This window comes from Streptomyces pseudovenezuelae, assembly GCF_029892565.1.
Lineage (GTDB): Bacteria > Actinomycetota > Actinomycetes > Streptomycetales > Streptomycetaceae > Streptomyces > Streptomyces pseudovenezuelae_A.
Genome location: NZ_JARXVH010000074.1, coordinates 1 through 1690, shown reverse-complemented (window position 1 = coordinate 1690; position 1690 = coordinate 1). Strand labels below are relative to the sequence as shown.

Below are 1690 nucleotides of genomic sequence, written 5' to 3'. Positions count from 1 at the left end.
CCCTGGACACTGGCCCGAAGTTCAGCCGATCGATACCTCCTTCACGTGGCTGTCCTTACTTACCTGGAGCGACTTCGTGTCGCACCCCGAGGGCTTTAGTTGGCGGATGAGCGCATGAGTTGGCGGGTTGAGCACTTCAGGTGGCGGAACGAAGGGTTCCGGCTCTCGTTCTGGGAGCCGCGCGGCGGTGGTGGGTGAACAGGTGCGGATCGCCGAAGACTATAAGTCGCCGCCCAGCGCGGGGCTGATCGACTCCCAGACGGTGAGGGGTGCCGACACTGTCGGCCGCAAGTCCCGCGGTCAGAATGTGGCGATCGGGTTGACCGGGCTGCCGGACGTGCCGGCGAAGCGGATCGGCGCAACTGCGAGGTGGAAGTCCCATTGGCCGAGCTCGGCGGCCGTCGTCGCGCACCCCTCCAGGTCGCAGTTGTCGAGCATCCACAGACCCATCGCAACGAGGCTCACCGCGTGAACCGGCATCAACACGTCGTCGTACCCCGACGGCTGAACGTCCTGGGGGGTGTCGGCACCGATCAGCGCGACCCCCCGCTCGTGCAGCCATGGCAGGCAGGACGCGTGCCAGCCGGCCTGCGTGACGCTCGGCGTCGCAGCGCCCTCGTGCCGGACGCGGCCATAGCCAGTCCGCAGGAACACCGCATCGCCCGATCGCACCCGAACACCCTGGCGACGCTCGGCCTCCTCTAGATCCTCGGGAAACACACCCTGCCCCGGTTCCAGCCACGGCACCTCGCGGGCCTTCGCGACGTCCAGCAGCACACCCCGCGTGATGATCCCGTTCGCTGCCCCGGTAACGCTCGCCCACGCCGATCCCGTTTCGGCGTCGACCAGCGAGTGCGACCGCCCGTTGTACATCGTGCCGTCCCAGAAGATGTGGCACGGTGAGTCGACGTGGGTGATGGTGTTGCCGTGGAACATGATGCCGAGATGCTCGTTCGAGAAGCCCCACCGTCGGTCGTTGCGGAATCCGGGCACCGGCATGTTCTCGGCTCCTGGCATGTCGGCGGCGCACGGGCACGACGTCGTCGACCGCTCCATCTCAGCCGGCACGGCGATCTCCCATCCGCACGACACGCTCCTGCCGTGGCGCACGGCCCGCGCCGCCGCCAGCCGGACGTCGTCGGTGACGTGGTTCAGCGTGCCGAGCTCGTCGTCGTCGCCCCACCGCCCCCAGTTCGACAACGTGTCGAAGTACCTGAGCACCTCGTCCTGCGTGGGCATCGCCCGCCCTGCTGTCATCCCAGCATCAACTCCTCCGGTCACGCGGTTCAAGGCCCGCTGGACGGAGCGCGACACTAGATCAGCGGGCCAGCAGTCGGCCGGTCAGGAGCACGGTACGACACACCTGTGGTCCTCTGTCACCGGTACCCCGTTGATATTGCGTGCGAGGTACTGCTGATGCAGTTACTCAGGTTGAATCTGGGCCGTCGAAGTCCAGGCCGGTGGTCGCCCCTCGTATGCGCCGTGGTAGACGCATAACCACCCGTACGCGTGGTCCTTTAACCGCAAGTGAGGGAAGGGGAGCGCCGCCCTGGCCGCCAGCTGAAGAACTCACCCCGCCAACTCAAGCGCTCAGTGTGCGACACGAAGTCGCTCCAGGTAAGTAAGGACAGCCACGTGAAGGAGGTATCGATCGGCTGAACTTCGGGCCAGTGTCCAGGGCCCGTCCCCG

1 protein-coding gene is annotated in these 1690 nt (G+C 66.7%); it reads right to left on the bottom strand.

Annotated features, from left to right (window positions below):
* Positions 1–300 precede the first annotated feature (300 nt).
* Positions 301–1239, bottom strand: coding sequence for a cyclase family protein (locus M2283_RS51495; RefSeq protein ID WP_280883563.1), 939 nt, complete (start codon positions 1237–1239; stop codon positions 301–303).
* Positions 1240–1690: the final 451 nt, after the last annotated feature.

Coding starts and splice junctions, on each gene's coding strand:
- M2283_RS51495 (WP_280883563.1), bottom strand. CDS start 1,239: ATGCCCACGCAGGACGAGGTGCTCAGGTACTTCGACACGTTGTCGAAC.